The organism is Pseudoalteromonas sp. Isolate6, from assembly GCF_022398435.1.
GTDB lineage: Bacteria > Pseudomonadota > Gammaproteobacteria > Enterobacterales > Alteromonadaceae > Pseudoalteromonas > Pseudoalteromonas galatheae.
Map to the genome: position 1 here is coordinate 1 of NZ_JAKEVK010000281.1, position 4,781 is coordinate 4,781.

2 protein-coding genes and 4 tRNA genes are annotated in these 4,781 nt (G+C 42.0%); 5 read left to right on the plus strand and 1 reads right to left on the minus strand.

The features are described from left to right. Window positions 1–46 precede the first annotated feature (46 nt). The 5 genes from L1D50_RS21630 (at window position 47) to L1D50_RS21650 (ending at window position 1,941) form a co-directional block, all read left to right on the plus strand. A tRNA-Lys gene (locus L1D50_RS21630) sits at window positions 47–122 on the plus strand. 155 nt (window positions 123–277) lie between these two features. Next, window positions 278–353, plus strand: a tRNA-Lys gene (locus L1D50_RS21635). Window positions 354–508: 155 nt separating this feature from the next. Next, window positions 509–584: transfer RNA gene (locus L1D50_RS21640), tRNA-Lys, on the plus strand. 133 nt (window positions 585–717) lie between these two features. Beyond that, window positions 718–1,761 carry a quinolinate synthase NadA gene (gene nadA, locus L1D50_RS21645; RefSeq protein ID WP_010605119.1) on the plus strand — a complete coding sequence of 348 codons (1,044 nt, stop codon included), beginning with the start codon at window positions 718–720 and terminating at the stop codon, window positions 1,759–1,761. Between the two features lie 89 nt (window positions 1,762–1,850). Beyond that, a tRNA-Ser gene (locus L1D50_RS21650) sits at window positions 1,851–1,941 on the plus strand. Window positions 1,942–2,500: 559 nt separating this feature from the next. Here the strand turns inward: L1D50_RS21650 and L1D50_RS21655 are convergent. Further along, window positions 2,501–3,856 (minus strand): hypothetical protein, encoded by a 1,356-nt coding sequence (locus tag L1D50_RS21655; RefSeq protein WP_239966795.1) that lies wholly within the window; start codon window positions 3,854–3,856, stop codon window positions 2,501–2,503. Between the last annotated feature and the right edge of the window lie 925 nt (window positions 3,857–4,781).

The following is a 4,781-nucleotide window of genomic DNA, read 5'->3' on the forward strand; positions in this document are numbered from 1 at the left end:
CCATCATGACCCACCACTTTACAAGCTTTAGAATTCATATTTGAGCGGGTCATTAGCTCAGTTGGTAGAGCAGTGGACTTTTAATCCATTGGTCGATGGTTCGAGTCCATCATGACCCACCACTTTATAAGCTTTAGAATTCATATTTGAGCGGGTCATTAGCTCAGTTGGGTGAAAAAAGACCGAAGCAAGGCTTCGCAGCTTTTTGAACGCGAGTCAGGACGACGAGCCGGAACACCTCTTCAGGATGAATTAATGGCACTTTTAATGCTTGAGCGGGTCATTAGCTCAGTTGGTAGAGCAGTGGACTTTTAATCCATTGGTCGATGGTTCGAGTCCATCATGACCCACCACTTTATAAGCTTTAGAATTCATATTTGAGCGGGTCATTAGCTCAGTTGGGTGAAAAAAGACCGGAACAAGGCTTCGCAGCTTTTTGAACGCGAGTCAGGACGACGAGCCGGAACACCTCTTCAGGATGAATTAATGGCACTTTTAATGCTTGAGCGGGTCATTAGCTCAGTTGGTAGAGCAGTGGACTTTTAATCCATTGGTCGATGGTTCGAGTCCATCATGACCCACCATCCTCTTATTCTTCATATATTATTCAAAATACTTTCTTAAACTCGCCATTTTGAGCTAAACATTCGCTAGGATTACCCCTGTATTTTTCGTATAATTCCACCTAATTATGCAATGTGGACTAGTGGTCGAGAAATGAGTCTAGCTGAACGTATTATGCCGGAAGATTATATCTTCCCTCCAAAACCTGCCCCTCTTACCGTTGAAGAAAAAGCAGAGTATAAAGCGCGTATCAAAGCGCTATTAGTTGAAAAGAATGCGGTGCTGGTTGCCCACTATTATACTGATCCTGAGATCCAAGCACTTGCTGAAGAAACTGGCGGCTGTGTTGCTGATTCATTAGAAATGGCACGCTTTGGCGCTAAGCAAGAAGACAAAGACATGATCATCGTAGCCGGCGTGCGCTTTATGGGCGAAACGGCAAAAATATTGACACCGCACAAAACCGTTGTGATGCCAACACTCGAAGCAACTTGCTCGTTGGATGTAGGTTGCCCTATCGACGAGTTTTCTGCGTTTTGTGATCAATACCCAGACAGAAAAGTGGTGGTATACGCCAATACTTCAACTGCGGTAAAAGCAAGAGCGGATTGGATTGTCACCTCTTCTTGCGCGCTTGAGATTGTTGAGCACCTTGATGAGCAAGGCGAAAAAATCATTTGGGGTCCGGATAAGCACTTGGGTTCTTATATTCAAAAGAAAACGGGTGCAGATATGATCATGTGGAACGGTGCATGTATCGTTCATGATGAATTTAAAACCAAAGCCCTTAAAGACATGAAACAGCTGCATCCTGACGCCGCAGTACTGGTTCACCCTGAATCTCCTGCAGAAATCGTAGACTTAGCGGATGCAGTAGGCTCAACGAGTCAATTAATTAAAGCTGCGCAAGAAATGGATAATCAGAAGTTTATCGTTGCCACCGATCGCGGTATCTTCTACAAAATGCAGCAACTTTGCCCTGAGAAAGAGTTCTTCGAAGCACCAACCGCTGGTGAAGGCGCTACATGTCGTAGCTGTGCTCATTGCCCTTGGATGGCAATGAACGGCCTACAGGCAATTGAAGAAGCGCTCATTAGTCCACAAGGTAAAGAAGTCTTCGTTGATATGGAATTGCGTGAAGGCGCACTACGTTCGCTTAATCGCATGCTAGATTTTTCTGCATCCTTGCAGAAATAGTAGGATTAATAGACAAATAGATCCGAAAAGCAAAAAACTGCTTGATAAAGTGCGAGGCTTTTCATAGTATTAGCCCCGCAATTCAGTGCGGAGAGATGGCTGAGTGGCTTAAGGCGCACGACTGGAACTCGTGTATACGTTTATAGCGTATCGAGGGTTCGACTCCCTCTCTCTCCGCCATTCCTTCTTTATTCAAATCAATCACCTACTAAAAGCTGCTCGTACTTTTGGGGACAATTTGGGGCTATGATAACCCTAAACTTTATTTTTATTTCCTAAATACAGCGCATTTTCAAAAACCCTTCTGGTTTACGTCATTTCTATTTAAAAATACCTTTGCTTGTGTAGTTTAGCCTTAGATTATCGGCTGGAGTCGCAAACGGCATAGTCGTACGAATTTGAGTTCAGTATCCGTGATCTAATACCAATTGAATTAATTCTCTAATCAATTTGAAGGGTGAAATAGCATATTAGCTTCGTTAAAAATTTCTCATTTAGAACAACTAAATAGCAAAATTTTTGCCTTGCCTATATGGATATAGGTACCTTAGCGGTAGCAGGACGCGAGAGCGGTGCTACTAAAGCTATTTCCCCGCTTCAAGATAGATCATTTACTTAATACAACTGGTATAACTCGACTTAAATGTCTCAGCGATATAAAGCTAAACGAACATGAGGTTGAGCGAGTTTCGCTATCTTATTTACAAAAAATACGAAACGCCCACTTTAAGTTTAAAAATTACTTTTCTAAAAGCCATTTGAACCAGACTGATTTCTTAGTATTGGGGTCGCTTTGTAGGTGGAGTAGGGTATCAAATTGAGCGGGCTTGAACTCAATAGGCGGTGCGAGCATTTGAGTATTTTGCGTTAAGGTTACGCCATTTTTCCGTCCTTTTTCGGTTACCTCACAGACCCCATTTTTGCATGTCACATCTGGTTCTGGAAGGGGCATACGTTCTTCGGATTGGGTCATGACATAGCGCTCGTTGATGCTACTTGCCTCGGTGAATGTTTTAAATTGCGTGGCTGAGTCACTGGTCGCAATACCGGCAGTTACCTCTGCAATATGTGCCAGAAACTGGTAGCTTCCTTGGTGAGAGAGTGCGCCAAGGCCAGGGTCTGTGATAAAAGATACAAAGCCCGCATCCAGAGTACTGGAAGATAGTGCACCATTATTCATCAGGCTATCTATAGAGGCTTGATCTCTTTGCGTAAATCCGACGGTAAGCTTTTGGCCTTCGGTATTAAAATGTCCCTCGTTGAAATTACTGAGTAATTTGCCATCACCATGTCGTCGGTAGTTTCCTATGTCATTAGCAAGCTTTTGAATATATTCGAAATCTATGTCATTTTGATCTGCATATTGATATAGATCAGCTAGCATAAATCGGTCTTTTTGAGTCAAAAAGTCATAGTTGCTGCGTTCTAAGTTGTGTGAAGACATCCCTTCAGCGCCATTGTGCACTTTTGGTTCATTGCCGGCAAACAGGTCTGTAACCATTAGCCTATAGTACTGCGTGGCTTGATTGTTCATAGTATGCGCTGATAAATTTACGCCTTGAAGCGCTGACTCAAAGTGTGACTGTGCTTGCGAAAGATAATCATCAGGGAGCATAGCTTTACCGAGTTCTGAGAATGTCTGGCTATGTGTGTATAGCGCAGCTTCAAATGATGTCATTGCATTATCATCATTGAGGGCGTTCCGCTTCAGCTCAGACAACGCTCGTTGATCAAGCGCATGCCACTTTTCGTAAGCAGCAGCCTTTTCTGCCTTTGAAAAGGTGTTACTGGGATCCATTGCAATAATCTCCAATTGAGGTTTGGACAGTTGCTCAAACTCCCTCTTAGCCGAATTAATCTCTTCTTGCTTTCTTTGCGATTGCCACGTTAAAACGTTGTTATTCTGTAGAAATGATTGCTGATTTAAACGGGCTGCGTCAATTGCCTGTTGTGCTTCTTTTAGTCTCACCGCCAATGAAGAAACAGACACCTGTGTAGTAAGTGTATTGCTCTGCTTGGTGACCGTATTCAAACGATATGAGGTAGCAGGTGAAGCTTTGGTTTTAGTGCGCCATCGGGTATCTGATATATCCATATTGTCTGTCCCTGTGGTTTGTTAACCCTTTCTTATATAGGTGTTAAGTAAGAGTTTGTTGGTAAAATAGTAGAAATAAATACTGTTCTTCCTATTTGCTTCTATAATAGTTGGGACTAACTGATATATTAGCGGTGCTAAAACATTCGCTCTTAGGCATTAGACATAGCCAAATCCCTCGAAGCATTAGGAGAAGTTTCTGCATTTTTGTTAAGGTTTTACTATAAGCTCGATAGTAGCATAGTTCAGCTGCTCTGGAAGTTTATTCTGAAAAGCTCGCGGACGTGGCAATACCAAAGTAAGTCTGCCAGCTGAGCTGATGGAATATGAAACCCATCACTATTTCCAACTACGGGGGATAGCTTTATGATCATTGGCTTGGTTTGATGTCTTTACATGATACCGATACTCCCCAAAATGCCAATTGGCAATAATAGAATCCACTGCGGTAATTTAATGAACGTTTGTAACTTAAAAAAATACCAGCCAACTGATATAAAAACGATAAAAAATATAATGAAGCAAATCGAGATCCCGATGACTAAATGGTGAAATGAGTTTAAGTCGTACCAGCCAATAATAGTTAAGGAGACTCCGGAAAGGACCAAAATAGTTGACACTAGATGCCAGCAACTTAAGAGAGTAGCTTTACCTATATCAGGTAGGTCACTTTTAAGCAGTGGCCTAATAGGGTCTAGTTGACCTGCAAAGATATGTATAAGTGACGTCAATAGCGCGATGATACCTGCAAAAAATATCCAACTGTTCATCATGTTTTCCATGTAAATTTGATTAGATAGCAGCATAGAGTTGTCGCTTTAGTTTCTTTGCATCGGCTAATGCTGCTTTGTCCAATATATTAGACAAAATGTTACATTGGGCTCTATATGCAATTTGACAGTGATCAAATATTCAATTATTTACT